Raw genomic sequence first — 26,454 nt, forward strand, 5'->3', positions numbered from 1 at the left:
TGGGTGCGCCGATTATGGTGGCAGTTTCAATTGGTTTTCACTTTATTAACACTTGGCTCAAATCACACCGACGAGACAGTAAAAAATAGCATTGGTATTCGAGCATACCGGGAAAATTAAAAGGTCTGAGCTTTGAACATTTATCAGATGTATGTTGAACACTGGAGACAACCTGGGTTCTGGGTGCGCAGAACGACCTGGGGCAACACGATTGCAAAAATTATCTCCGTAGGTGAATTGTCAGGTAGAGCCCCTTATTACGGAAATCCAGAGGTTATTGCCATCGTCTACGACATAAACACAGGCGAAGTTAAAGACGAGCATTTCATAATCGATACAGCTGGCACATACAAAACGTGGCGCTGGGTTCAGCCCCCGGAATGGAGTGGTGAAACTGATTTTGATCCCAGCAACGGGCGCGTTCTGCTTTACATCCCATTTGGAGAAAACAAAAGAGCCTCCTCCATGGGGGCAAGGTGGTCGGAATTGCTTCAGGCCTGGTGGATACCTGAAGCTGACGAAAAACTATTGGCGAAAGCAGCCGAGCGCGGGTATCTATCTCTACCTGAGGCCAGAATCCACTTCGATGTTGGATTTGAAAACAAAAACGTAGCGAAAGAGGCTGGGGGAATTTTCCACTCAGACACGAAAACATGGTCATTTGGAGAAAGTGATACCAAGGCCATCGAGAAGATGAAGGCGAAAGGATTCATCGAGAGAGATTCGCAAAACAACTCTGAATAACATTGGGATTCGGAACAAGTTCATAAAGGTGAATCATTATGGGCACCAAAGCATGCGACCGTAACGGCTGCGACACCCTCGGCCTCAAGATCAGTAGCAGTGAATGTATATTGATCAGCTTCAATTTGCTTTCAGATATAACACCGTAGGCTCAGACCTAAGTTCTCAAGGAGGAGTCACTTATGACTTTGGAGGCACTGCTAGTGTGGGGCGGTTTGACCATTGCTATCCTGGACTCTACAGGCTATGGCAATGAGATCAACGAGCTTATTGATAGGATCGTTACCATCACAGCGACAGCCATTAAAAAACGGAAGTCTCCATTACGAGCTTGGATGAATGCTTACGACTCTTGGTTAACGATACAAGCAATCATGGTGGCCCATGAACAAGGGGTAATGAAGCTGCCGGCCTCATTAGCAGCGCAACCCGCAATCAAACGCCGGCTAACCTCGAATAAGTCGCTCCGTAGAAGCGGTCACGGGAACATCGTTGTTCGTAAACAGCTCGATCGAATCCTTGTTTCAATATTGGTGTTATCACAGATGGCCATGACTCTTGGGCTGGGCGTAGCGATCTGCTCGCCATTATGGTTCGCTCTGGAAGCCTTGGACATGGAAAGGGTCAATGCGTTTATCGTGTCCGGTATCTTTACCATCGCCTTCTGCTGCACTTTCTTCAGTATGCTTTCTAATATAGTGGCTTCCATTTTAGAACCTTTGCTCGCGGTCCTGTTCGCACTTTTTATCGTTACGCTATCGATTCCACTCAGCATATTCCGAGCTTTCCCGACTGGCTATTTGAGTGCATTCGGCATGTTATTTGCCGGGCTGGGTACCTTCCAGTACCTGACTGGTTGAGCTGGTGGAGAATGAGTATCCAGTGCTTAACAGTCTCGAACCCTCGTAGCCATCTCTGTCAAAAAAATAGCATTCACTTAGCTATAAGGTCTGAACTGCCCCAGTACACTTGCCCTCAATGTGTTTTTGCTGGAGAAGTTGAGTCATGGGTGTTTCAGAGACTGAGTATATCGAAGGTGCGGTGACCTTCCAGGAAGGGTATGCCGCAGGTGTGAAGGGCGCTGATGCCGGGGATAATCCATATCCGGAGGGATTTTGGCTGGCGGAGAGTTGGATGCTGGGTTGGCAAGAAGGCGATTTGGAGCGAAAAGCTCGTGATGAGCCTATCATGACCTTCCCAGCTTAAAAGTGGCTAAAACGTCAAAAAAAACGCAGCCACCTCTGGATAACGCGCCTTAGAATTCGGTAAATTGAACTCAATTAAGGACATCGCTCCCTGCGCGAACAGCTATTCAGTCTTCGGACTGGAGATGCTTTGCAGGAGCATGATAGAGCTAGCCTTGCTCTTAAAATAGATGGCAATCCAGCAGCACTCGCTGAACTGGATCTATCACACAAACCCGAGAGGTTCTCTAACCTCAGGGTTATTGGGCCTCTCCTCCGTTGATGAGGTTCAATATGATTTCCAATTTTGTTGGTATTCTGATTTTCGTCGGTGTTCCCGCGATTTTTTTTGCACTCTTTCTGGCTGTTATGGTCAGGATCTATAAGTTTGCAAAAGGCTTCGGAAACAAGCTTGGCACTGCCAAGCCAGTGTCAAACACGATGAGAACATCTGTTGCTGCAAAGTCAGCTTCAGGTGCTACAGAACTTCCAACCCGCACTGTTGCGGGACAATGGTTTTGCTCTCCTGATGTTTCACATCTTGAGAAGCCTGCCTTCCTTAGGAAGCAGGTCGCGTAAACCAATTCTTTTTTAAAACCCTGACGGGGGTATCTACTCCCGCAGGGGGTAGGTGCCTCCTCTTTCCTAATGAGGTACTTACCATGAAAAAGATCATCATTGTTGCTATTGCTGCTTTTACCATTCAGATGACGTTCGCATTCAATGACGCTGCCGATAACGCAGCTGAGACTGCAGCTGAAACTGCTTGTGAAAAGCGCTACGAAAACAACATCGAGGTGATGTGCAAGTAATTGCCCACCTTTGATTGATGAGACACAGCCTTTCCTGGTGTGTCTCCCCGAGGTTCCTGTTACTGAAGTTTCGCATGCGAAATTTTGAGGGATCTCCGGGAGGCACACCGGGAGAGGCGCAAAATTGGCTGATTAGCCCATTTTGTGTATGCGTGCAATCGGCGTGAAATGGCCGTTTGCGTCTCTCTCGGGTGTGCTCCTTTTCTAAATGAGAGCCACCGGAGGAAACACCATGGGTACCATGCACACATACGATCACGAGAAAGCCTGCCTGTTTCTTGATAGCGGAAAGGTTGTCCGGGTTCGGGATAAATCTAGCCGTCAAGCAGATGAACTCCTGGAGCCGCTGACTGAGAAAGCTCGTAAAGCGGGCCTGATTGGTGAGAAGGACGTAGTGGTAACTTTCTCTGCGTGATCATCGAGGGGCCTCATTAGCGTGAGGCCCCTTTTTTATTGCCCGAGTGCTTTTCGGTTTGGGTACCAAACTCAAAAGTATTCACTCCCCAGCGGAGCGATCAGGCAGCTGACCTGGATCTTTGATCAAGCACAGCAAATCTTAACCCCCCAAACGGGAGCATCATCTCCCTACAGGGGGTGGTGTCTCCCCCGACTTCAGGAGACATTTCATGTCCAACCAAAACGTTCGTCAAACCGAAGCTACACCTGTAGTTGATCTGTTTGGCATCGAAGCTCCCAAAAAGGTCACTGCGGAAAAGTTTGCAGATGATCAAAACCTACACATTCCCAAGCGCGATGAGCACTACGTTTTCCGTAAGGAATTCGTTCGGGAAGTTTTGGCTTACATCCAAAAGCCGCATAACGATGCCATGTTGGCCTTCGGTCACACCGGCACAGGTAAGAGCTCCGGCTTTAACCAACTTCTGGCACGGTTGAACTATCCCACGGAGGAAGTCACCTGCATGGAAGATATGCGGTTTACTGACCTACTTGGTCAGTTTGTGTTGAAAGCTAAAAGCCCTGGCGAGGTGCCTCAGATGACGTGGGTCGATGGTCCACTGACTCGTGCTGCTCGCTATGGCCATGCATTGATCATTAACGAGTGGGATCTGATGGAGCCGGGTGAACTGGCCGGCCTCAATGATCTGCTCGATGGTCGCCCACTGATGATTGCTCAAAATGGTGGTGAAGTGATCGATCCGCATCCTGATTTCCGACTGTTTGCTACTGGCAACAGCGCGGGCTCCGGCGATGAGATGGGTCATTACCAGGCAGTGAAGACACAAAACCTCGCTGCCATGGATCGCTACCGCGTGATCGAAGTGGATTATCCTGAGCCTGAAGTTGAAATGAACATTTTGGCTCGGGTTGCCCCGAAGCTTAATCCAGAGCTTCGCGATGGCATGGTTAAGGTCGCCAATGAAATCCGGACGCTGTTTAAGGGTGAAAACCCCGAGGCACAAATCGGCATCACAATGTCCACACGGGTCCTCCGTCGTTGGGCGATGCTGACACTGGATTTCAAAGGAGCTAAAAACGCATCAGGTTATGCCTTGGATATCGCTCTGCTTCGCAGGGCGGATAAAGAGGAAAGGGAGGCCGTCAGTCGCATCTGTAAGGATGTTTTTGGTGATCTCTGGTCCTGATCAGTAGCGTTGTCACATAGCCAAAATGGTTGGGTCCGAGAGTGCAAAGTTGCGCTTCCGGACTCAGTGATAGCCTTAAGTTAAACCCCAACTAACTAACCCGACAGGGGTCTTAACCCCTGCTGGGGTTGAGCCTCTTCGGGAACCAACATTCCTTAGGAGGAACAATGACTCAAGTTGCAGAACAAACTGCCAATACCGTTGCTACACAAGAGAAGGGCAAGTCCCTTATCGCGAAGATGGCTGGAAAGTTTGGCGTTGACGCTGAAAAGTTCATGGTCACTCTCAAAAGCACGGCATTTAAGCAGCGCGATGGCTCTGCGCCCACCAACGAACAGATGATGGCGCTGATGGTCGTTGCTGACCAGTACGGCCTAAATCCCTTTACGAAGGAAATCTACGCATTTCCTGACAAACACAACGGTATCGTGCCTGTTGTAGGGGTTGATGGTTGGAGCCGGATTATCAATCAACATCCTCAATTTGACGGTGTTGAGTTCCGGTACAGCGACAACATGGTTCAGATGCAGGGTGCGTATAGCTCCGCCCCAGAGTGGATTGAAGCGGTCATGTACCGCAAAGATCGAACTCGCCCCATAGTCGTCCGTGAATATTTGGATGAGTGCTACAAGGCCGCCAGTAACCGCAGTGGCCCATGGCAGTCTCATCCGAAGCGCTTTCTGCGTCACAAAGCGTTTATTCAGGGTGGTCGAATCGGCTTTGGTTTTGTCGGGATCTATGATCAAGACGAAGCGGAGAACATAGTCGGTAACACTATCGATAACGACACCGGGCAGGTTGTCCAGATGAAAACGCAGCGCCGTGTTGTTGAGATGGATGATGAAAAGTACAAACGATTCATCGAAACCCTCATTCAGCGTGGTAAAGCGGAAGGTTGCTGGCCCTCCATTAACCAACTCCTGGAAGAACGATTCCAGCACAATCCGGCGCGTTTGCAAGAAGCGAAACAACGGATCTCAGACGCCGAGTTTGAAGCTTTGAATGCAGCCGATTTCAAGGAAGAAAAGAAGAAGCCGGCAAAGGGCGCTACGAAGGGGCAGGAAGCGCATGCTGACAAACCTGAAGAGCCGCCTGTAGATGAAGATCCTGAAGCTCAGTTCAACGCAGAATCATCTGCTGACGCTGGCCCGCAGGGATCACTTGATATGGGCTAAGCCCACCACGAGATGCCGCCGTATGGCGGCTCTCATCTCTCCGAATCCCGAGGGGCTTGCGTCCCTTTGGGGAAGCCGTTTCTCCAAACCAAGGTTCAGTTGATCCCTTTTGGGGTTGGCTGAGTCTCCTTAACTGGAGGTTCCTATGAAAATAGTCGCGTTCGATCAAAGAACCGATGAATGGTTGTTATGGCGAAAACAAGGTGTCACAGCCTCTGAAGCCGCGATCATTATGGAAGACTCACCCTATATGACGCCTTGGCGTCTTTGGGCGGAAAAAGTCGGGCTGGCGGAACCAGATGACTTGTCGAAAAACCCCTTTGTTCAATACGGCATTGAGCATGAGGATGTTGCTAGACAGGCATTTGAAGATCGCTATCCAGGCGAAGTGGCATTGCCAATATGCGCTGAATCAGACGAAGAGTCGGTTTTGCGTGCTTCCTTTGACGGCGTGATCAGTCAGAGGAGGCCGGTGGAACTGAAGTGCCCTGCAACAAAGACGTTCGATGATATCCTCATGAACGGAACCGATTCCGCAGCTTACAAGCTGTATTGGCATCAGGTTCAGCACCAGATGTACGTGTCTGGCGCTTCTGAGGGGTTCCTGGTGTTCTACCACGACGAACGAGATCTCCAGATCTTTCAGATTGGCCGCGATGAAATTTACATTGAGCGGCTGGTCAAGAAAGCGAAAGAGTTCTTTGAACGCGTTAGAAGTCGCAAGCCACCTGAGAAAGATCCAGAGCGTGACATTCTTATCCCAACCGGCGACGCCGCCGAAAAGTGGGTGGAAGCGTCCGAAACGGTGAAGTTCTACGATGCAGACATCAAGGAGTACCAGAAGAAGATCGAAGCAGCCAAAGCCAAGCGAAAAGAGGCTGAGGACACTTTGAAAAATCTTTTGGGTGACTTCCATACAGCGGAGTACAACGGCGTTCGCGTCAATCGTCACTTCCGCGAGGGAAGAATTAACCTCCAAGCATTTCTGAACGATAACCATCCGGATGCCGATATCTCGAAGCTTGAATCCTATAAGGAAAAAGGCTCAGAGGTTTTCCGGATTACTGTAACGGACAATACATTGCCTGCGTGGAGCTGTGATGAATCAGCCTGGGAAGAGGTTGAGGAATTCAAGGAAAATCACGAGCAAAGTATGTTCTGGTAATACTAAGCGGGGGGATTTCCCCCCGCTGAGTATTTTCCCCAATTCAGGCAAAAAAAACGCCGCCTCCTGCAATTAATTGGCGCGTGATTCACTCATTCTATTAAAGAGTCCTTTTCGGTTTGCAGTGACAAACCAAAGAGGATTCCCTCCCTAGCGGAGCGATCAGGCAGCTGGCCTGGCCCTACGGCAAGAACAGCAATTCAAAAACTAACCCATTGGGGGCACTAACCCCCGATGGGGATTGGTGCCTCCTCTTTGAGGAGCACGCAATGAAAACTGAGATTAAGAACCTCGACAAGCTGGTATTGGTTAACCTGGATATCGATATCTGGAGCGGCCAAGCGAAGCTACAAGCATCCGATCTGAAGCGAATTTCCGTTGAAGATCTTCCCCCCGAAAGCCTAGCCAGTCTCGGTTCCAAGCGTTTGTGTAATAAAGAGCACCTGAAAGTGTTCTCAAAGCTCAAAACTCGGGCCAATCGCGCTGTCACTGATCATGGTCGTCCTTTTTTGGGTGGCTATGCCTATCCAAGTGACCGCAGTCAGGAACTCGAAGGTCAGTTGATCCTAATTGAGCAAGAGTACCTGGAGGCAAAGCGCCAATTCCTGAATCGCTATGATCAGGCAGTTGAAGACTGGATTAACGAGAACCCGGATTACGCGGAAGCGATCCGTGCTGGGGCTTTGACCCGAGCAGAAGTGGCTGAAAGGCTTAACTTTGGTTTTCAAATCATCAATGTTCAGCCGACTGACTCTCCGGAAGCTCAAGTGCGACTGAAGAAGTCGGTTCAGGGCGTGGGTGATGCACTGGTCGATGAGATTGCCCATCGAGCCAATGAGTTCTTCGAGAAGTATCTTGTTGGTGCAGAGCAGGTGTCTACACAGACTCGGCGCACGCTGAAAAACATGCGGGACAAGGTGTCCGGCATGGCGTTCTTGAACGGCAATTTGCTCCCTATGGAGCAGCTGCTGAATGAGATGCTGCGGGGATACGCAGAGCATCAGGGGAAAAAGCACGTAACCGGTGAAGACTTCAATAGGATTCTCGCCGCTACGCTGATCCTCAGTGATCGAAATAAACTCGAACGCTATACATCGGGTGATCTCAGCCTGGAAAACCTGCTGAGCTCGATGTCTGGTAACAAGAAAGAAGAGGAAGAGCCGGAGCAGCAGGAGGAATCCTCTGCATCCAGCGAATCTGTTGAAGCCCCAGCGACCACCGCGAATGATGGTGATTCTGAGGAAGAAGACTACTTCTTCTAAACAACCCTAAAAGGGGTCTCGTGCCCCTTCTGGGGGCGCGTGACTCCTCCACTCGGAGAAATGTCATGCGTAAAGCCGGATCAGATCCGATCAGCCGCACTATCCCGATCGTTGCAGCCGCTTATGCCAGAAAATTTGGTATCAAGATTGGTATCGGTGGGGATGATGCATTCACGGACGGCACACATATTCAGCTGCCTTCCATTCCTGAAGACTACCCCTACAAGGATGCCTTGTGGGGATTTTTGGCACACGAAGCTTCACACGTCCGTTTCACGGATTTCAGTGTGGATGCTCCAAATGACTACCATCACTCGTTGATGAATAGTTTGGAAGATGGACGCATTGAGCTGGACTTCATCCGAGAATATCCGGGTGCAAGAGAAACGCTTGACGAAGCGATCCGTTTATTCGTGCACCAAGACAAAATGCAGAAGCCTGACGGCTCTGAACATCCCGCAGAAACCCTGTCTGCCTACGTGCTTTATTGGGTTCGAAATCAGTGGCGTGGTCAATCCATCCTGGATGGACAGTACGCTGCTGCCACCAACGCCATGCAGGCCACATTCCCAGCGGATGTGGTTAGCAAATTAGACAACATTCTTGCTGAAGCACCCATGCTTAGGAGTACCGGCGATGTGAAACGCATGGTCGATCGAATTCTCAAGCTCTTTGAGGATGAGACTCCCGAGCAGAAGCCCGAAGAGCAGAACTCTGAACAGGACAAAAAGCCTGAGAAGGGGGATGCAAGCTCTGACGGTGAACCGGGTGAAAGCAAAGATGAATCCGGCAACGGCGATTCTGGAGATGGTCAGAACGGCTCCAAATCCGATTCCACTGGTCCAAATGGGGACCAGAAGGGAGAGGAAAACGGGGATCAGAATGGCCAAGACGGGTCGTCAGGCGGCGATTCCAAATCTGAGAATGATCAGTCCGGCTCCTCCGGTGGGGCTGATCAGAATGGTGAGGGAGAGCAGTCTGGCGATTCTAAGTCCTCTGGTAGCTCTGGCGACCAGAATGGCCAGCAAGAAGCTGGACAAGGACAAGGTTCCCAAGATGGCCAGAAATCAAATGGTCAGGGGAATCCCTCCAACCAACCGGGAAAATCGGGCGGACCTGGAGGCTCCGGAGCTGGAGATCAGAAGGCGCAAAATGTAGCCCTGGTTCAAGAAGGATCAGGAAAGCATGCGGCGACTGATGTCTTCGCTGAGATTAAAGAAGATCTTCAAACCGTTGCTAAGGGTAACCCCCAGAAGCATGTAATGTTGCCACCGGATGCGGTGCCTGTTGGCTCCTTGGAGCCAGCTGAGGCGAACGAACTCGAAACTCGGGCTCGTCGCACAACGGTCGCATTGAGAAAGCAGCTAATGGCTCTTGTTGAATCAAGCGGCAAGGTTCAGAAGCGATATCTGGACTCAGGGCAAAAGGTGGCAAGCAATCGGTTGTCTGGTGTGCCTGCGGGGGACTATCGGGTCTTCCGCAAGGAAAAGCGCAAGACGAAAGTGAATACCGCCGTTCATATTCTGCTCGATGCGTCGGGAAGTATGAATCGGATGGCAGGAGCTTCGCCGTCGGAGGGTACCCGTATCCAAATTGCCAATGAAGCATCACTGGCTATTGCGCAAGCCCTGGAAGCAATTCCTCGGGTTTCTGTCGCAGTCACGGCATTCAAGGGAACCCCTCAACAGAGGGTCCATGAAATGCTTAAACACAATGAAACGGCTCGCGCATGCGCAGGTCGATTTGCGGTCGGAGCAGGTGGTGGCACACCGTTGGCCCCAGCTCTTTGGCACGCAGCCCGTGATCTTTGCAGCCGCAGAGAGGAGCGGAAAATCGTGATGGTAATAACGGACGGCTTGCCGTCTTTGCCGGATCAAACACGGCACGTTATTTCTCTCATGCAGCGCAGTGGCTATGAGGTGATTGGCATTGGCATCGGCAGTAACGCTGAAGTCGTTAGTCAATACATCTCAGATCACTGCGTCATTAGAAATGTCAGCGATCTCAAGCACCAGTTATTCGATATTTTTCGGAAGAAACTGGCAGCTTGATCCTGGCTTTAACCCTGTGGGGGTGTATTCCCCCGCAGGGGGAGTGCGCCCTCTCTACTTGTGGAGGTCCGTTATGGGCGCACAAACCCGCGTTGTTGAAAACAATGCACAACTATCCTTCGGGATGGATTATTGGCTGGAGATCAAACGACCTCCTTGCTGGACTGATGCAAATATCGAGAGGCTTCGTTCTAAGCTGCTCGTGACCACTGTCAGGGAAATCGCCGACCGGCGAACTTCCAAGAGAGTGGTCACTCAAGCCTGGGACTGGATTCTTTCCGATGACGTGCATCCGTTCTCTTTTCGTGTTTGCTGCGATTCTGAAGATTTGGACCCGCTGAAAATGCGAGAGGCCCTTGTTTCGCTATACCGGACGCTTTCGCGTCGGGAGCTGGCGGTCAAGGTTGACCTTGAGGCATTGCAAAAGGTCGCAAACGCTTAAAGTCACAACCCATTGGGGGCCGAATCTCCCCGATGGGGTTCGGCTTCCTAGTTCGGAAATACTCTGCTCGAAGGGATTAAAACCCTCATGGAGCGCAGTAATTCACACTCACTTGCACTTAAACCAAATCAAGCAGGGCGATAATGGACGCAAGTTTTGATCGCTCATACACATTTAAGGGAGATACGTTATGTCTCGCGGCGTTAACAAAGTCATTCTGATCGGTAATCTCGGTCAGGAACCCGATACACGCTACACCCCGAGTGGCAGCGCAGTCGTCAATCTCAACCTGGCTACTGATGAAAGCTACAAGGATCGTCAAACTGGTCAGATGGTTCCCAAAACCGAATGGCACAGAGTGGTGATCTTCGGGAAAGTGGCTGAAGTTGCCGGCCAATATCTTCACAAAGGTTCGAAGGTATACATTGAAGGCAAGCTGCAGACACGTAAATGGCAGAACAAAGAAGGTCAGGATGTCTACACAACGGAAGTTGTGGTCGATATCAACGGACAGATGCAGATGCTGGACAGTCGTAGTGATGGCCAGAGCAATGCTGGTAATGCACAGCAAAGCGGCGGTCGGAATGATGGCTACAGCAATCAGCCTCCTCAGCAACGGCAGAGTGCAGCTCCTCAGAACGCGGGAGCGCATGCAGCTGGAGCCGGGCAGCCAGACTGGGATGATGATATCCCCTTCGCCGCATACATGAAGGGCGTTGTCTGGATTTAACCTTCAAGGTGTGGGGTAACCCGCGCTGCTTCTCACTAACCCACCGGGGTATCTTGTCCCGCTGGGGCATAGGTACCTCGACTGATTTCAGAGGTACTTATGAAAAATCTCAGCAACGTGTTAGTCGCAATTGGTTTGCTGCTCATATTTTCCGTTTTGGGAATCGATATTGATCAGCAGGGAGCCGCTGCGACAGCGCTCGGTTTTCTTGCAGTAGGCTACCTGGTTGCCGCTGCAGGCATCGCAATCTCGATGGCCCATGACTCTACCAGCCCTCTATCTGAGATGGAGGTGTTCTGATGGATCTGGTCACTCAAACAATCGGGATTCGCTGTCGTGCAGCGATTCTCAAGGTCGAACGCGACTCAGATCGAATACGGTCTAAGTTCCGGCGATACGAGATGACTGAGGCTGATAAGCGCACCACCCTTGAGGTTCGCGCCTATCGTCTTGGCCAGCAATTTCGGAGTTACAGCCATGATCCATTCATTGAGTGGAATCACCCGATGGCGAAGGATCTCTCAAAAAGCTTCCGCATGGGAGCAGGGCAGATTCAATCGCAATCGTCAGCAGCATAGGAGATTCGATATGTATCGTTATAGCGAAATCGTCATCTCCTGTGACGGCCTTGGTGAGTTGGTGCTCTTTCGGACAGCATCGAATACTCGGGCACAGTCTTTTCGCCGGCAAATGTCGGCAAGGACAGTGTTTGGGGCGAAGCCGACCATTAGAGACATCATTTCCAGTCAGCGAAAGGAAACTGGCGTTCTGCAGAAAGCAATCTGAGAGCTGGCCTTCGGGCCGCTCTCTTTCTCAAGTCCATTTTAGAAGTGGGTTTCAGAAAGAGAGATTTTGTGCCCCTGGCACGAAACGGGTAGCTGACCCGACCTACTACTGGTAAGTCCAGCAATTCAAAAACCCATCAGGGGTGACTTCCCCTGGTGGGGAAGTTGCCTCCCGAAGAACACGGAGCGCAACATGAATAACTCTCAATTCGAGACAAAGCTCACCATACGTTGGTGGGCAAACGATGAGTCCAATGATCAGATCAATGAGTCGGACAAAGGTTCGCTCTTTGACTATTCAATGGACGTGATCAGCTCAATGGTTTCTAGCGGTTTGACTGAAGGAGATCTTGGTATCACGGTGATTGGCGATGAACATTGCGCCTATCTCGGCTACTGGGAATTCAAGGAACAAACTAACGAAGCCAAAACATATTCACTGCCGTTCGGCGTGAATCTCCAAATATCCAGCGATGGTGCTGGCCAAATGTCCTCTGAGCTGGCTAAGCAGTTCAGCCTTGAGGATGGCCTTATCGATGAGAAGGGCGAGGCCACTGCTGACGCGCTGGAAGCTCTGCTTCTTGCCATGGGTTGTGCTGGTGTCGACTTGGATGATCCCAAGATTGTCTCAGCGCTCACATCTGCTGTTGACCAAATTGGCCAAAACATGTGAGGAAATAGCGACATGGACAATGAAGCTGCAATAACCCCTCAGCGCCTCAAAATTGAGGATGCTGGCGGGGTCTGGGGATATGCCTGGTGCATGTTCCGGGCCTGGCGCGGGAAGTATCACATGGACATTGAGCGCCGTGTGATTGTCCGCAAGGACTTTGAAAACTGGCGTGACTGCTTTGATGCGGAAAGCCGGTTTCTCAAAAGCCACTGGGGATACGACTCAGTAGAGTTTGTCTCCATTTGCCAAGCCTAAAACACTAACCCAACGCGGGTGCGATGCACCCGCTGGGTGTGTCGTGCCTGCCTGTTCAGGAGGCACCTATGCTCAACAATCAAATCGCGCTCTTCGATCTCACGGACTTCGAAGAGGAGGTCATCGAGAAACCGGATCTGGATTCTTATGACATCGTGATTGTCGCGATGAGCGGCGGGAAGGATTCTCTGGCGAGTTTGTTGGATCTCATCGAGGCGGGCGTTCCGCTCTCCAAAATTGAGATGTGGCACCACTCGGTCGATGGCCGGGGGGAGGACGCCAACCCGCTTTTCGACTGGCCAGTGACCGAAAGTTACTGTGAAAAACTCGCAGAAGCGCTCGGAATCCCGCTGTACTTCAGCTGGAAGCAAGGTGGACTAGAGGGGGAGATGCTTCGTGAGAACTCTCTTACTCGCCCAACCAGCTTTCAAACACCTGATGGTACTTTTGAGGCCGGTGGTGAGAGTGGAAAACCGTCGACAAGGCGGAAGTTTCCTCAGCTCGCCGCGTCTCTGAATACAAGATGGTGTTCAGCGGTTTTCCGAACGCATTAAATTGTCAAAAAAAGCCAAACCCGTTTCGCCCATAAGCGAACGCTGTTTGTAACCGGGGAACGTGCCGAGGAAAGTGCGGCCCGCTCGAAGTATAAAACCTTCGAACCCCACCGTGCAGACCGGCGTCACGGCCGATCCAAACGGCATGTGGATGCATACCGCCCGGTCCATTCGTGGTCTGAGCAGGAAGTGTGGGACATCATCAAACGGCATGGGATTAACCCCCATCCGGCCTACAAGTTGGGCTGGGGTCGCTTGAGCTGTATGACCTGCATTTTTGGATCTGCAGCCCAATGGGCAAGCGTTAAAGCCATCGATCCAGATCGGTTTGAGCGCATTGCTGCCTACGAGGAAGAGTTCGGGGTAACCATTCATAGAACTGAATCGGTTCGCCAGCGCGTTGAAAAGGCCAAACCTTACGACACGCTTGATCCATTGCTCATCGAGCAGGCTCTCAGCACGGAGTACCTGGAACCCATCATTGTGGAGAACTGGGAACTGCCAGCGGGAGCCTTTGGTGAAAGCAACGGCCCGACTTAACCCCTCTGCCGGGTGCCATTCGGCACCTGGTCATCCCCCCAACATTTACTGGAGCTATTCGGTATGTGCCAACAGCGCAAAGAGGATCTTTTCGAGTGTCCCGAGCTACTGCCAGATGAGATGAAATCGCTCATTGAGCATTACAGCATCGAGATCGAAGAAAGAGATCCCAACGAGGTTTGCCGGGAATTCCTGGCGGCTGCCAACGAGCATGGATACACCTTTGACTGGGGACTGGATGGGCAACCGTTCGGGCTTCAGGAAAAGTAAATCTACTGCTTACCAACCCACCAGATCTGCGATGCTCCGGCATTCGTGTCTGCCAACTACAGGTGAACTATGAATTTTGATTTGCAGGCTATTGGGGCCTTCGTGCAATTCGCACCGCTTGCCATCGGTTTACTGCTGATGATCCCAAAGCGAAATCCGTAACGATCATAACCCACCCAAGAGCGTCCATACGGGACGTTCGTTCTGATTACACAAACCTCGCGTTCAATCTAGCCCCTGGGCTGGGTAGTTCGCCCTACAAAAGGAAAATACTATGTCTATCATCACGTTCAACATGCGCGACCTGAAACCTTTGGCTGAAGAGCTGGAGAAAGCTGCGGAATACGCTCCAACAATGGATCTTCTGTTCGACCCGGAGAACCATATTGATGGGGTGATTCTTGATGCCCAAGGCCGCACTGAAGAACAGGTGAATACGGCTGGCGGATTCTTCTGGCCATCTGATAAGAACATTCGTAAAGGGGCTATCGGTCCCTGCCTTCAGTTGGTGGGTGATCAGGGCGTTTACCTGATCACCAATGCCAAGTTCGAAGATAAGTCATCACCGGTCTCGCGAGGCACGGTGGCGTATGCCAAAGGCTGCGACCCCAAAAAGGATGATGATTTCTACGAGAATAAGAGGGCCCTTTTCGGAGGCGACGATGGGAGTGTCACGATTCCGTATCAGTGGTACCTCATGGCCAAGGAGAAGGGTAAGCGAGTGTTCAAGGTCAAGTTGACAGAAACCAGCGTGAGCATTGTGGTATAGCCTTAACCCCGGACGACTTCGGTCGTCTGGGGAACTTCCACCAGTTCCAAGGGTGAATGCGTGGTTTTAAGCAAAAAAATCGCTGCAACCTTGGTACATCAGTGGCCGACTGCTTTTAGTATGTATGTTACGAGTCTCTTCCGGTTTGTGGTGACAAACCCGAACGGATTCACTCCCCAGCGGAGCGATCAGGCAGCTGACCTGGATCTTTGATCAAGCACAGCAATTCACCACTGCCCCGAGGGCTTCTAGCCCTCGACAGGGCAGATGTCTCCTTCGAGGTGGTTAAAACAACCTGGAGAAGGAGATATATGGAAAATAAGTCAAATCACACATCAATTAGCACAATCAATGAGGTCTGCGGCGTACTTGCCTTAATCAAAGGCGCTGAGCTGTGGCTTCTTGCAAACGCCTTTGGCGTTCCACTTCTAATGATCGGATTCGCAATGGTCTACTTTGCAGTCCGTTCCAAATCGTCCGATGAGCCATTTCGCTCATTCCCTACTGTATTCAGCGTCTGCGCGTCCGTATTCGTCGGTGCTTTTCAGACTGAGTATACGGTCGAGTTAGCGATCGTATCTGGCTATATCGGATTCATTTCGTTCGCCATCAAGTTGTACTTGGAGGCGGAGAATGCACATAATAAAGAGTGAGCAATTTTATGTTTATGGAGATCACGATGCATTGGGTTCACGTTACTGGCCTGGTCGTGCTGATCGTCGGAACAGGGCTAACCGTTTATTACCTGGATATCAGGAAGAACAAGCCTAAGCACTAACTCTTTTAATGTGACTTAGAGATAACTCTATTTCACGTTTCCTACCCAGCAGGGGGTTCTATTCCCCTTCTGGGGATAGTTTCCCCTGTTAAACCTCTGGTCGGGGTATCCCTAAGCCTCCCTGCCAGGGGAGTTTTGGGATACCTCGACTGGAATCCCAAACTAACAGGAGAAACACTATGTCTGGATTTTATCCCACCAAAGAAGTCCGAGAAAAAGCCCGAGGAAACTGGGTTGCCATCTTGGCAGCCATGATCCCTGAGATCGAGCCGGCGCTACAAAAGCAGGGTCGTGGCCATGTGACATGCCCGATGCCCGGTCACGTAAGTAAGGGAAAGAAGTTTCGGGTCTTTAAGGACGTGAACGAAACAGGCGGTGCAATCTGCACATGCAACAGCTGGAACGAGGGCTTCAACGTCCTCATGGACTACCACGGTTGGGACTTCGAAGAAACGAAGGAGCACATTGGTAGATTCCTCCAGATGGAGAAGGTTGTCCCCCGAGCTGAAAGGGAACAAAAGCACAACCAGCATGCTGCTCAAACTGCACCTGAAGAGACGGAGCCAGCTCCGACTCAAAGCGCCGTTGAATACGGTCACGCCATTGAGCAAGAAGCAATGGCAATCTTCGCCGACGAGGACCTAAGTAGCTTGGCTCAAGAGTCTCAACCGGAAACGGTTAATGAGGCAACGGAGTTGAGTAAATCAGGCCCGGAGTTGGCACAGGTCAGCACAGCAGTGGCACCAGAGCCGCAATCTCAGCAACAGCCGGTAGAAGAGCAGCAATCTCCTCCGGTAACGATCGCTGATATCTACAAGGCTAAGCCATGGCTCGCGGCAACAGCTGAGGAGTTGGCGGAGCAGAGGAAGCGCGATGAACTCTATCAGGCACACTTGGTAGAGCGAATCGAGAAACTCTGGGACCACGCGCTTACGCTAGATTCACCGGGCGCGGAGCCTGCAAGGGCGTACATGAGGAATCGTCAAGTCTCGATACGAGGCTTGAACCTGACTCACTCCCTGCGGTTTGTTCCGAAACTGGTGTACCGCGATGAAGACGGCAATAACCTGGGTGATCATCCGGCAATTATTGCGGCCATCAGGGATAAGGACGGAAAGCTGGTAACTCTGCATCGTACTTATCTCACTAAAAACGGCAAAAAAGCCCGAGTACCATCTGCTAAGAAAATGATGCCTGTTCCCAACGAGAAAGACGTAGTTGGAGGAGCGATTCGCCTCGGTGAACCTCAGGATGGTGTTGTTGGAGTAGCAGAAGGCTTGGAGACCGCTTTGTCGGTTTACCGAGCAACCGGCCAAATGGTCTGGTCGCTGGTTTCGTGCTCAATCCTTCAGGGGTTTGAGCCTCCAGCCGGTACAAAGGTTGTTGTTCACTGGGCAGATAAGGATCGCAGTGCAGCTGGCGAACTCGCTGATGCTGTTCTGCGGGAGCGGCTGGAACCACGGGGCATCAAAGTGGTGACCATGCTTCCGGCTGTTCCGATTCCGATTCGAGCCAAAGGTGTTGATTGGAACGACGTGCTGATTAGCCAAGGTCTTTTCGGGTTTCCCCGCAAAGAGTACCTAATGAACCTGTGCAGAAAACCACAGGGAGGTCACCGGCATGTCAGCTGATCAACCTACAGTGAAACGTTCGCAGCACTTGGTTGACTACAATGCGCTTAGCACGGAGCCGGGTGGTCCCGGCCCCCTTTGCCCCGCCTCCGGGGTGGCAGGGGTCCGAGGCCACGTACCGTAAACGCATTCGGGACGCGCTTCTGCAGAAACGTGACCGGTACCAACAATTGCTAGCGTTGATACATAGGGAAACATCAGGTGTCGCCTGTAAAAAGGCGGCATTTGTTGGTCCCTACGCTGATGCAGCGAAAGAGGTCTATGAAGCTCTCAAAGCTGAATCAATCAACGCCGCCGCATGAGGAGGTATTATGTCGAATCGAGCGCAAAGAGCAGAACAGAGAGGGTCCGGGACTTCGGTCCACTGGCCCGATCTGGTTTTACCGCCGATTAATTTGTACAGCGTTCCTTTATTGGACAGCGCTGGGCAACATCGGCCAGAAAAGTCCCAGGGTCATTCATGACCTTGGGATTTTTTTTTGTACCGAGAAAAAAGAGCTTTCGTCACTTAAACAGCAGCCACTTTCTAAAAAGGTTTTTTCAGAGTCGTAAGATAGGCAGTATCAAATTCGACTGCAGGAAATCGCAATGCCGCCATTCCAGTTTAACCTCGCCTCGATCAAGGATTTAATCGAACGAAGGTACCAGCAGAAAAGCGCCACACCCAGATACAGTGCAGTTGCCCTTGAAGGCTTCATTACTCCACGCTGGAAAGCCAAGAAGCAAATGGCCGTAGAATGCATCGACTTCAACCAAAGTGGTGCTGGCCTTAAGGTCTCCGTTCCAATCTGGGAAAAAGGCGATGAGGTTTGTCTATACGTTCGAGCATCGGATAAAACAGAGCTGAAACTCCACGGAATGCCTGCGACAGTGCGATATCGCATTAAATGGGAAGGCCAATACAGAATTGGGCTAGAGTTTCATCCCCAGAAAGCACTGTTTCGCGAGCAGGATGTGAAGTTGCAGGCCTGCGCTGTCGAGACATACCTGGCGGAGTTGAGCGGGAAAGATCCCGCCACAATTCTTGACGGTATCACGCTGGATAAAGCGATCAGTGCAAACGACACTGTTTGATATAAATTTTGTGCCACTGGCACGAAACGGGGAGCTGCCCCCGGCCTTTGAGCAAATACAGCAAATCAAACCCTATCGGGGCTCTTTTGCCCCGTTGGGGCGAGGAGCTCCTCTAATCAAGGAGACCTTCCATGTCATCAATGATGCTATTCGTAGACCTGAAATCGTCTAACGAACTCACCAAGAACGTCCGGGAAAAGCTCGAAACCGCCCTGCGGACAGTTGTCCTGACTCGGAGCTATTTGCTTCCGATCTGGGATCTGAAAGTAGACCCGATTCCGGAATCCTCGTTCTATGACTTCCAAGCACAGATTTACTACGTCTCGGATGAACCCGAGATCGATGGTGTTGAATCTTACCTGGATGTCAGACTCTTGTTCGATCTGCTTCTGAAAGGCCCGGCCAATCCAAAAGGCGTAATCACTGATTACTACCTTGGGGCGGCCTGCGACGCCCCCGACCCCTGCAAAGGCTTCCAGCGGGGTGACGCACCTTTTGAACCTGCGATCGAGCAACCTATGCCCACGCTGGCGGACCTGTAGTTGAGAAACCAACGTGGAGAAACCAATGATGAACCATCCTGACGATGTTCGGCACAACAATCCCTACAACCTAACCGGGACGCTGAATGGCCTTCGGTTCTATCTGAAGGCTACAGGCCATACGGACGGGTTAAACCTGCTGGAGAAAGCGGTACTCAAAACCAGCGAGGATACTGATTTTTCTCGCCAGTTTGTGATGACGTTTAAGTACGGCAGCACTTTGGCCATACGAGATCTGTTCAGCCACTTTGGAGACTATTGGGAGAAGCCTCGGTCTTCCTTCCCTTTCTACCCACACGTCGATGCAGTTAATGCAATCGATACTGCTTTTCACAAGGTAAAGCTTGGCTTGGACCTTGAAGCAGAAGCGGCTGAGTATAACGGCCTTCATAACCATAATCGTGACCGCTAGCCGGCGAAGTCACACATCAACCTGAGAGTCCCAACTCTCACAACCCATGAGGGTGCGCTAACCCTCAGTGGGTTGGCGTGCTCTCCTGAGCTACAGGAGAACGTCATGACCGTTCAAATTCATAACTCAAGATATGAACGTATCCAGCAGAAGGCCGAGCCGGTGATCAATCACCTAATCGACCTTCTTAGAAGGGGATATGCACTTTCAACTGCCTCATCTTTCGGGAAAGACAGCTCCGTGGTTCTGGTTCTGTTCTTTGAGGCGTTGAAGCGAGCGAAGGCACAAGGCATCTCGCTGCCCCGGTGCTATATCTCTCATTCAAATACCGGTATCGAAAATCCAGCGATGGATAGCTATACCGGTGAAATGTTGTCGTTTGTTGATCGGTTCATTGAGCAGCACAATCTTGACGTGGAGGTTGTGCTGGCGGAACCCAGCCTTTCGGCTTCATTCATGTATGCGACAGTCGGACGTGGCAAGTTGCCGCGATTTGTCGACTCTAAAGCTCGTGAGTGTTCGGTTGATTGGAAAGTAAAACCCCAGCAAAGGGCACTTAAGCGCATTCGTAAGCAAGCCGGCGAAGGTCGAGATCTGGTTGTCCTGGTGGGCACCCGGAATGCGGAATCAGCTGTGCGAAACGAGCGAATGGAAAATGCGGGTCACTCAGCAACCTCTCTGGTACCGGAGGAGGGCCAAACGGCACTCTACTCCAATGCGTGCATTGCGGATTGGGAAATGACGGATATCTGGGAACTTCTGATGGCTTGCGACAGCGAACGTAACGGTGTTTACGCCACCTACGTCCCGAACTTCGAGCACACCCTGGCGCTGTATAAAGCATCAAATGAAGGTACCTGTGCTGTGATAGTTGGAGACGGTGGCAATAAGGCAGCTTGTGGCTCGCGCCATGGCTGCGGAATTTGCACCGTCGCGGGGAAAAAGGACCGCAGTATGAGTGCAATGATTGAGTCCGAGCCGGAAACCTTCGGGTATTTGGACGGTATCAATCGACTAAGGAACTTCATCGTTAGAACACAGCACGATTTCGATCGTCGCGAGTGGTTTCAGCGTCGGATTTCTGATGTTGGCTACGTTGCTCTCAGTCCAGACAATTACTCATCCCGAATGCGGCGTGATCTGCTTCGTTACATGCTCACTCTCGATGTTCGAGAGCAGGAGCGGGCGGAGGAGCACAGCGCTGCTTTGCATCGAGGCGACATACCAGATACACCGGTAAATCGGCGTCTCGCGCACCCCCAATTCGAATGGATTACACCGAAGATGTTGCTGGCGATCGATTTCGCCTGGGGCATTTACGGTCAATTCAGTCATGCCTTTCCAGCTCTCAGGGAGTGGTATGAAGTAGTCCATCTGGGTCGTCGCTATGAGATCCCGGAGGTTGGGGAGGATGAGTACCTGCGCATTCCTGTGCCGGAAAAACGGTACTTCTACATCGGCGCTTACGAGCACCCGTGGAAGATCGATGGTCTTCGTAACGCCTATGGCGAAGCGAAAAACCCGGCTCGCCGTCCCGATCGACCGCCGTTTGGCGCGTATCGAGATCCGGAAACCGGAGAAACCCGAAGGGTGGCCTATTTCGAGGAAAGAGATGAGCTGAGCATCGATGGTGCAGAGGCGAACCTGTTTTTACTCGAATTCGAAGACATCTACTTCGAAACACTGGCACTGGAGAACTACGACGGCGTGCGATATCTGCTGGATCGAGGCCTGGTCAAAGTAGGGAAGGGGCAGATTGCTACCTACGATCAGATCGCCCGGCGTGCACAGCACTGGATACGTCTGGGGCAGGACTTGAATGTGATGGACATTCAGGACTATGCCCGAGATCACTCCATCTCCAAAGCTGAGCATTTCCAATTGATGGAAGAGCATCAGCGTCAAATCGCAGCCAATGTAGACGACCAGTTCAATCTGGATCTGTTTGCAGAGGCTGCGGCATAAAAGCGGGAATTTCTTCACGCTTCAACCCAACCGCGTTCGGAGCCTCCTGGCTCCTGCGCGGGACCAACCAGAGGAAATGATGATGGAAAAACTCTCAAAACTCTCAATCGCAGTCGCCTTGAGCGCCGGATTGATTCATGGCTGCACGGATTCAACGGTGGCCTTTGAGCAATTGGAGCTAATGCCTGGCAATAGTCAGTCAGTGTCATTGAAAGGCACTGAATCAGAGGCTGTGATGACCCTGCGTTCACGGGCTAACGAATACGTGTTTGCTGGAGAAATTGCTAAGCATTCTGCAACTGAGTTGCGCTTTGAGGGCAGGCTTCAAAACAGTGACCAAGCTGTGGAGCAGGTTTTCAAACTGTATCCGTACTATCCCGGAAACATCTGGGTCTGCGATGGATGCGGCTCCTGGGTTGAGATCAGCCCTGTGTTGATGGTGGAAGCCTCATCACAATAAACAGCCAGTGACCGGTTATGGGCCTTCGGGCCTATAACCGGCATCTACTAGAAACGGAAGAAGAAGTTGGTATAGCAGGATCGTCTGGGGCCCTAGTGGGTCTCAGGCGAGCTGCATGATCACTTTTTTCGCAGCCACTCTGCACCCGGTAAAAGCGTTATGCACTATCCTGGGTAGCATAAGGAGAGTTTGTTTTCGCCGCCGCGTTCTCTGAGCGTTCCGGCAAAAACGAATTTTGTGCCCCTGGCACGAATCAGGTAGCTGACCTGGCGTAACTGCAAGCACAGCATCCCACCTAAACCCATACGGGGCCTTCCCTGTATGGGGTGGCTCCGTGCTTAGTCCGGAGACATATCATGTCTAAGAACATCACCGCCTGGAATCTGAGTAGTAATCAGGAACTCGGTTTCGTTGGGGATTCCCCGCTCATTTGTCCCGAATGGGCCGTGGTCTATAGCCACGCCCAAGAGACAAACCAGCTCAGCAAAGCACTCCGGATCATTCAAGATCATCCGGAGCAGCTTGTCGAAAAGCTGTGTGAGCACTTCCCCCTTGTGTACGGCCAACTGTCTGTTGGTTGTGGCGATTGGGCAGCACTTCGTGAGCAGCCTGAAGAGTCAGCCCTCACACCATTGCCGCATTGATCTGCTGATTGGTCTTGCAGCTTAAGCAACATACTGCCGCACGAGCCTCCGGGTTGGTGTAGCGGAACAAACAAGGAGAAGATGCTATGGGCTATTCCCATCACTTCACGAAAAACCGTGCCCCTTCCACCAGCGAGTGGAGGATCATTAAGAACATCGCGGTGTATCTCATAGAGAATACTCCTATGCGAAGTAACTCTGCCGGAGGGTATTGTGTAAACGATCCTCTCCGAGGAGCAATCGCAACCTATGTAGAACGTGAAAAAACCTCGATCAATGAGTTCACGGACACGGTGATCAATATCAACCATAAAGAACCCAATGTCGTTCAAACAATGGGTGGCCACCCGGCCATCATCTTTGACGGCAAGGGAGATTTGGGATCAGAACCGTTCGTTTTAACTTGTCTATCCCCCGAGGCAGATCGTGAAGTCGCTCCTGGGATGAGAACATGTAAGACGAATCGGATGCCTTACGACCTGCTCGTATGCGCAATGCTAATTCTGGTCAATCATTCCATCCCGGATCTGCTTGTGATCAACAGTGAAGGGGGAATAGAGGATTGGGAGCCGGCGCTGCGTTTAGCGCGGACGTTCGATATGAACGCCAGGCTTCCCGATACCATCGATTTCGATGCCAGCTGTGATCCAGAGCCAATGTCTCTCGTTGAGCTCTGGCAGGAAATCCCACCTAAGAGTCAGTTTGTTGGAGTCGACACCGGCCCCGGACTGTACTTCTAAACCTTTCTCAATACCCGTACTGGGGTTCTCGCATTTCCCCAGTCGGGGGGAGTGTGTGAGCCCCTTCAGCCTATGAAGGAGTTACACAATGACTGCAGTAATCATTACCAAAGTTGGTACCAACAAGAACGCCCCGAGGATTTGGTTGGAAGGCCGGAAACTCGAACGTGAAGGTTTCCGAGTTGGCGAAACCTACAGCGTGGATGCTTCAAACAGTGATCGACTGACTCTCATCAAAGTCACTGGTGGTAAACGCAGCGTTTCTATGAAGAAGCGGAACGGCGGTTCTCTGCCTCTGATCGACCTTAACGCGCAAAAACTGGCGAAATGGTTTGATGAGGATGAAAAGCTTCGTGTGACGATCCGAAAAGGTCGAATCGTCATTCGTAAGCACTATCTCAAAGCAGCAGCACAGGAACGGCTTGAGCGAATCCGCAAAAAAGTTGCAGAGAAGCGCAAGCTGGCGGTCCATAGCATTTTCCATGGTGGAGGGGTTCTGGACCGGGCAATCCACTCTGGGTTGGCACGAGCTGGCGTGGGCACATTTGTCCAGGTAGCCGTTGAAAAAGAGCGTAAGTACCTCGACCTGTCGCTGGAACGCAATTCGCATCTATTCGAAGAAGAATCGGTGCTGATAGAGGCCCCCGTTCAGGATATTTGTCTTGATCGTGCCATTGAGGCAGATATCTGTGTGATGGGCATCCCGTGTACCGGGGCGTCCACTGCGGGTCGAGCTAAGATGCGCGACACCAAAGGGGAAAAACGGACGTATTTGCCAGAGGAACATGACTCTGCTGGTGCGCTGTTCTTTCAGTCCTTACGGTGGATTGAGCAAACCAATCCTGCGTTGGTAATCCTGGAGAACGTGAAGCCATACCAGTCCACGGCCAGCATGGCTGTGATCCGGTCGGTACTCACATCTCTCGGGTATGTAGTGCAGGAAAAAATCATGAATGGATGTACGTTTGGTGCATTGGAAAATCGCGACCGTCTTTGTGTGGTTGCGGTGACTGAAGGACTGGAGGACTTTATCGACCTTGATAATGTGGTTCCGCTTCGGACCAAGCCCGCAAAGCTCAGTGATGTGCTGGAAGATATCCCGCTTGATGACGAACGCTGGAAGCCCTATGACTACCTGCGTGAGAAGGAAAAGCGAGATATTAAAGCTGGCAAAGGCTTTAGACGGCAGTTGTTCACTGGTGAGGAGGGGCATATCGCAACTGTTACCCGTGAATACAACAAGGCCAGAAGCACTGATCCATTCATCCAACATCCCACTGATCCATTGCTATCACGCTTGCTAACAGTGCAAGAGCACCTGCGCGTCAAAGGTATTCCCGAAGACCTCGTTGAGGTTGAGTGGATGGCCACCACAACCCTGCACGAAGTGCTGGGCCAAAGTGTCGTCTTCCCAGTCTTTGAGGCCACGGGCTTTGCTATTGGCGAGGGGCTGCAAAAGGCGGCTATGGCAGAACAGGAAACTGCGGCTTTTCCGAAGGCCGCATAAACCAAACTCAAACAAAGCGTATGGTCGAACTGGGATCAGTCAGATCTGCGCAAATCATCAACTCGGGAGTTGAGTCGGGCCCTGGGCCCGGCTGCTTCCCCAGACTGGAGAAACATCATGGACTTCGAAACCTTTCGTAGCAGTGCGCAACATCTTACACGCGAGGAATCGCTCATATTTGTTCGGACCCACGGGCTGGAATCTGCCTTCCCGGAGATCCGCAAAAATTCGCCAACCGAATTACTGATCTATCCTGGGGCCTTGGTCATTACCAAGACTCACGAACGGTTCAGTGTCACGCTTGGGCTCAGAACCTTGAGCTCATACTCACTTCGAAAGCTGGAGAAGATGATTTTCTTCTACGGCGTAGAAGAGCGGAGGCTGGCGGCATGAGTGACGTGGTACCTGCATGTGGAGGTACAGAGCCTATCTCGGTGATTAATGGAAGACGCTGGCAGTACATCTTTGAGCCGTCTACCGGAAAACATGGTTATCTCGATGTAGATAACGATTTGATCACCTGGCACCGGTCGTTCCATCCATCCCATGCTCCTGAATTTGAGGGGTGCGTGGAGCCCTCTATCGAGGAACGGATACAGCAATGGCGGGAACAGGACGATATAGGCCTGTACTGGTAACCCCAAGGTCTGCAGTGCTCTCAGGAGCGCTGTAGATCATCAACAAAGGAGAACATAATGGCAAAAGCACTCTTTGTAGCCAACACGGTTCTGAGACTGCCGGCGCGAGATGCCGGAGTTGTATCCTCGATTGTGCGTGTGCACTCTTCGCGGATCGGCTCTGTGAGCTCTCGTAAAGGCGGAAAATTAGAAAGGCGGGAGCCAGTTCGTATCGTTAACGAGGAAACTGGCGCTCATACACTCCGTTTTGCCATAGGCAGCGGCAGTATGGACATCCGCTCACCGACTGCGATTGCAGCCGATTATGATGCGTTCGATGCACTGGGTATCTCACCTGGAGCAGAGGCTCAGATCGGCGTGTATCGGGCCGGATACATCTCGGTTCTCGAATATTACCTGAAGCATCCAGATTGGGGCTTGCGACTGGCAACCCACATGGGGGCTGGCGGCCTGGTATTCGGAATCATCGGTGCGGCTCTCGGTATAGCATCTGTACTGTGAGACCAAGCCCTACTTAATCATTAAACCCAACTCCGGATTTCCGGGGTTGGGTTTTTTCGTGGGGGTTGTCGAAAGGATTTGCATCCCGCGCTGTAGATCGTGCGCTCGACGCCCAAATCAGGCTTAGGATGCCCAACTCTGAACAGCGCTCTTTCCGTACTTAGCACGCCATTCGTTCAACGTTTTGTGGTTTCCGCCACGGGTTTTGACTATTTCTCCGGTATGAGGGTTTTTATATGTCTTCATTGGGCGCTTGGGATTAGTGCCAGAGGATTTATCCGCGTTATTGATCGATGGGTCGATACTACACAGAACCTTGAACATATCCTTTGGGCTTTTATCGTATTCAGACATTAAATCTCGAATTGAATTTTCGAGTTCAAGCTCAGATTTTAACTCAACGTCATTTTCAAGAGCATTTAGCTCTTCTGTCAGTTGGTTAATTAGGTTCTTTTTCTGGTAATACTCATTAATCTTGGACATCATTGATCCTTACTTAATATTAATTAAACGTTAAGATATTCGGAGTCCATTCAGAACAGAATAT

34 protein-coding genes and 2 pseudogenes are annotated in these 26,454 nt (G+C 51.3%); 35 read left to right on the forward strand and 1 reads right to left on the reverse strand.

The annotated features are described in order from the left end of the window. Window positions 1-132 precede the first annotated feature (132 nt). The 35 genes and pseudogenes from KO499_RS00480 (at window position 133) to KO499_RS00645 (ending at window position 25,907) form a co-directional block, all read left to right on the forward strand. A complete protein-coding gene (locus tag KO499_RS00480) occupies window positions 133-744 on the forward strand; it encodes a hypothetical protein (RefSeq protein ID WP_215981805.1) in 612 nt (203 codons plus the stop codon). A gap of 182 nt (window positions 745-926) precedes the next feature. Beyond that, complete coding sequence (locus KO499_RS00485) at window positions 927-1,604, forward strand: hypothetical protein (RefSeq protein ID WP_215981806.1); 678 nt, start codon at window positions 927-929, stop codon at window positions 1,602-1,604. 145 nt (window positions 1,605-1,749) lie between these two features. Beyond that, window positions 1,750-1,950, forward strand: a complete 201-nt coding sequence (locus KO499_RS00490) for a hypothetical protein (RefSeq protein ID WP_215981807.1) — start codon at window positions 1,750-1,752, stop codon at window positions 1,948-1,950. Between the two features lie 272 nt (window positions 1,951-2,222). After that, window positions 2,223-2,507, forward strand: coding sequence for a hypothetical protein (locus tag KO499_RS00495; protein ID WP_215981808.1), 285 nt, complete (start codon window positions 2,223-2,225; stop codon window positions 2,505-2,507). Between the two features lie 83 nt (window positions 2,508-2,590). Then, window positions 2,591-2,740 (forward strand): hypothetical protein, encoded by a 150-nt coding sequence (locus tag KO499_RS00500; protein WP_215981809.1) that lies wholly within the window; start codon window positions 2,591-2,593, stop codon window positions 2,738-2,740. A 232-nt stretch (window positions 2,741-2,972) separates the two neighbouring features. Beyond that, on the forward strand, window positions 2,973-3,155 hold the full coding sequence (locus tag KO499_RS00505; protein ID WP_215981810.1) for a hypothetical protein: 183 nt from the start codon (window positions 2,973-2,975) through the stop codon (window positions 3,153-3,155). 211 nt (window positions 3,156-3,366) lie between these two features. Next, a complete protein-coding gene (locus KO499_RS00510; RefSeq protein ID WP_215981811.1) occupies window positions 3,367-4,344 on the forward strand; it encodes an AAA family ATPase in 978 nt (325 codons plus the stop codon). Window positions 4,345-4,511: 167 nt separating this feature from the next. Beyond that, a pseudogene (gene bet, locus KO499_RS19855) lies at window positions 4,512-5,351 on the forward strand (phage recombination protein Bet); the annotation flags it as partial. Between the two features lie 313 nt (window positions 5,352-5,664). Beyond that, window positions 5,665-6,684, forward strand: a complete 1,020-nt coding sequence (locus KO499_RS00520; RefSeq protein ID WP_215981813.1) for a YqaJ viral recombinase family protein — start codon at window positions 5,665-5,667, stop codon at window positions 6,682-6,684. Between the two features lie 269 nt (window positions 6,685-6,953). Then, entirely contained in the window at window positions 6,954-7,946 is a 993-nt protein-coding gene (locus KO499_RS00525; RefSeq protein ID WP_215981814.1) for a DUF3150 domain-containing protein, read from the forward strand. Window positions 7,947-8,011: 65 nt separating this feature from the next. Further along, window positions 8,012-9,997, forward strand: coding sequence for a cobaltochelatase CobT-related protein (locus tag KO499_RS00530; protein WP_215981815.1), 1,986 nt, complete (start codon window positions 8,012-8,014; stop codon window positions 9,995-9,997). A 73-nt stretch (window positions 9,998-10,070) separates the two neighbouring features. Beyond that, window positions 10,071-10,439, forward strand: coding sequence for a hypothetical protein (locus KO499_RS00535; RefSeq protein ID WP_215981816.1), 369 nt, complete (start codon window positions 10,071-10,073; stop codon window positions 10,437-10,439). 190 nt (window positions 10,440-10,629) lie between these two features. Then, window positions 10,630-11,169 (forward strand): single-stranded DNA-binding protein, encoded by a 540-nt coding sequence (ssb, locus tag KO499_RS00540; RefSeq protein ID WP_215981817.1) that lies wholly within the window; start codon window positions 10,630-10,632, stop codon window positions 11,167-11,169. A gap of 99 nt (window positions 11,170-11,268) precedes the next feature. Beyond that, on the forward strand, window positions 11,269-11,469 hold the full coding sequence (locus KO499_RS00545; RefSeq protein ID WP_215981818.1) for a hypothetical protein: 201 nt from the start codon (window positions 11,269-11,271) through the stop codon (window positions 11,467-11,469). A gap of 101 nt (window positions 11,470-11,570) precedes the next feature. After that, entirely contained in the window at window positions 11,571-11,747 is a 177-nt protein-coding gene (locus tag KO499_RS00550; protein ID WP_215981819.1) for a hypothetical protein, read from the forward strand. Between the two features lie 400 nt (window positions 11,748-12,147). Next, the gene (locus KO499_RS00555; protein ID WP_215981820.1) at window positions 12,148-12,627 is read left to right on the forward strand and encodes a hypothetical protein; all 480 of its coding nucleotides are present in this window, start codon (window positions 12,148-12,150) and stop codon (window positions 12,625-12,627) included. 12 nt (window positions 12,628-12,639) lie between these two features. Further along, window positions 12,640-12,882 (forward strand): hypothetical protein, encoded by a 243-nt coding sequence (locus tag KO499_RS00560; RefSeq protein ID WP_215981821.1) that lies wholly within the window; start codon window positions 12,640-12,642, stop codon window positions 12,880-12,882. 68 nt (window positions 12,883-12,950) lie between these two features. Then, complete coding sequence (locus KO499_RS00565; protein WP_215981822.1) at window positions 12,951-13,436, forward strand: hypothetical protein; 486 nt, start codon at window positions 12,951-12,953, stop codon at window positions 13,434-13,436. A 42-nt stretch (window positions 13,437-13,478) separates the two neighbouring features. Further along, window positions 13,479-13,697: pseudogene (locus KO499_RS19940) on the forward strand (phosphoadenosine phosphosulfate reductase family protein); the annotation flags it as partial. Window positions 13,698-13,700: 3 nt separating this feature from the next. Continuing rightward, entirely contained in the window at window positions 13,701-13,976 is a 276-nt protein-coding gene (locus KO499_RS19780) for a hypothetical protein (RefSeq protein ID WP_266100631.1), read from the forward strand. A gap of 63 nt (window positions 13,977-14,039) precedes the next feature. Then, window positions 14,040-14,246 carry a hypothetical protein gene (locus tag KO499_RS00575; RefSeq protein ID WP_215981823.1) on the forward strand — a complete coding sequence of 69 codons (207 nt, stop codon included), beginning with the start codon at window positions 14,040-14,042 and terminating at the stop codon, window positions 14,244-14,246. Between the two features lie 274 nt (window positions 14,247-14,520). Then, a complete protein-coding gene (locus tag KO499_RS00580) occupies window positions 14,521-15,015 on the forward strand; it encodes a DUF3085 domain-containing protein (protein ID WP_215981824.1) in 495 nt (164 codons plus the stop codon). 311 nt (window positions 15,016-15,326) lie between these two features. Beyond that, entirely contained in the window at window positions 15,327-15,668 is a 342-nt protein-coding gene (locus KO499_RS00585; protein ID WP_215981825.1) for a hypothetical protein, read from the forward strand. A 304-nt stretch (window positions 15,669-15,972) separates the two neighbouring features. After that, window positions 15,973-17,424: a toprim domain-containing protein gene (locus tag KO499_RS00590; RefSeq protein WP_215981826.1), complete on the forward strand. Its 1,452-nt coding sequence runs from the start codon at window positions 15,973-15,975 to the stop codon at window positions 17,422-17,424. A gap of 588 nt (window positions 17,425-18,012) precedes the next feature. After that, window positions 18,013-18,498 (forward strand): PilZ domain-containing protein, encoded by a 486-nt coding sequence (locus KO499_RS00595; protein ID WP_215981827.1) that lies wholly within the window; start codon window positions 18,013-18,015, stop codon window positions 18,496-18,498. 131 nt (window positions 18,499-18,629) lie between these two features. Beyond that, entirely contained in the window at window positions 18,630-19,040 is a 411-nt protein-coding gene (locus tag KO499_RS00600) for a hypothetical protein (protein ID WP_215981828.1), read from the forward strand. Window positions 19,041-19,065: 25 nt separating this feature from the next. Continuing rightward, the gene (locus KO499_RS00605; protein WP_215981829.1) at window positions 19,066-19,452 is read left to right on the forward strand and encodes a hypothetical protein; all 387 of its coding nucleotides are present in this window, start codon (window positions 19,066-19,068) and stop codon (window positions 19,450-19,452) included. Window positions 19,453-19,557: 105 nt separating this feature from the next. Further along, entirely contained in the window at window positions 19,558-21,417 is a 1,860-nt protein-coding gene (locus KO499_RS00610; RefSeq protein ID WP_215981830.1) for a phosphoadenosine phosphosulfate reductase family protein, read from the forward strand. Between the two features lie 76 nt (window positions 21,418-21,493). After that, complete coding sequence (locus tag KO499_RS00615; protein ID WP_215981831.1) at window positions 21,494-21,877, forward strand: hypothetical protein; 384 nt, start codon at window positions 21,494-21,496, stop codon at window positions 21,875-21,877. A gap of 356 nt (window positions 21,878-22,233) precedes the next feature. Beyond that, a complete protein-coding gene (locus KO499_RS00620) occupies window positions 22,234-22,521 on the forward strand; it encodes a hypothetical protein (RefSeq protein ID WP_215981832.1) in 288 nt (95 codons plus the stop codon). Between the two features lie 86 nt (window positions 22,522-22,607). Beyond that, the gene (locus KO499_RS00625) at window positions 22,608-23,261 is read left to right on the forward strand and encodes a hypothetical protein (RefSeq protein ID WP_215981833.1); all 654 of its coding nucleotides are present in this window, start codon (window positions 22,608-22,610) and stop codon (window positions 23,259-23,261) included. Between the two features lie 88 nt (window positions 23,262-23,349). Further along, window positions 23,350-24,768, forward strand: a complete 1,419-nt coding sequence (locus tag KO499_RS00630) for a DNA cytosine methyltransferase (protein WP_215981834.1) — start codon at window positions 23,350-23,352, stop codon at window positions 24,766-24,768. 117 nt (window positions 24,769-24,885) lie between these two features. After that, window positions 24,886-25,161, forward strand: a complete 276-nt coding sequence (locus KO499_RS00635) for a hypothetical protein (protein WP_215981835.1) — start codon at window positions 24,886-24,888, stop codon at window positions 25,159-25,161. After that, window positions 25,158-25,406: a hypothetical protein gene (locus KO499_RS00640; RefSeq protein WP_215981836.1), complete on the forward strand. Its 249-nt coding sequence runs from the start codon at window positions 25,158-25,160 to the stop codon at window positions 25,404-25,406. The genes KO499_RS00635 and KO499_RS00640 overlap by 4 nt, the downstream gene beginning before the upstream one ends. A gap of 57 nt (window positions 25,407-25,463) precedes the next feature. Then, entirely contained in the window at window positions 25,464-25,907 is a 444-nt protein-coding gene (locus KO499_RS00645) for a hypothetical protein (RefSeq protein ID WP_215981837.1), read from the forward strand. A 123-nt stretch (window positions 25,908-26,030) separates the two neighbouring features. Here KO499_RS00645 and KO499_RS00650 read toward each other — a convergent pair whose 3' ends face one another. Next, window positions 26,031-26,390, reverse strand: a complete 360-nt coding sequence (locus KO499_RS00650) for a histone-like nucleoid-structuring protein, MvaT/MvaU family (protein WP_215981838.1) — start codon at window positions 26,388-26,390, stop codon at window positions 26,031-26,033. Window positions 26,391-26,454: the final 64 nt, after the last annotated feature.

This window comes from Marinobacter sp. F3R08, from assembly GCF_018860425.1.
Lineage (GTDB): Bacteria > Pseudomonadota > Gammaproteobacteria > Pseudomonadales > Oleiphilaceae > Marinobacter.